This window comes from Pseudoalteromonas sp. S1612 (genome assembly GCF_005887175.1).
Classification (GTDB): Bacteria; Pseudomonadota; Gammaproteobacteria; order Enterobacterales; family Alteromonadaceae; genus Pseudoalteromonas; species Pseudoalteromonas undina.
Window position 1 is genome coordinate 1 of the sequence record NZ_PNDH01000124.1, and the last position, 211, is coordinate 211.

Genomic DNA, 211 nt, shown 5'->3' on the forward strand with positions numbered 1-211 from the left:
CGCGGCAATTGCCAAAACAATCGGCTCTTTTGACGTTGTAGATGTGTTCGGTGAATTACATATTCCATTACACGAAAAACTAAGACTATCAGCAGCTGTCCGCTTTCGGGATTATTCATCGGTAGTCAGTACGACAAATTGGACATTAGTATTAGATGCGCCTATTTCAGATAGCATACGTTTACGTGGTGCTTAAGCAACAGCGGTACGT

At 42.7% G+C, this 211-nt stretch carries 1 protein-coding gene; it reads left to right on the top strand.

Annotated elements, in window-relative coordinates:
* The coding region (locus CWB78_RS18380; protein ID WP_249930482.1) for a hypothetical protein at positions 1-196 on the top strand (196 nt) is incomplete at its 5' end.
* Between the last annotated feature and the right edge of the window lie 15 nt (positions 197-211).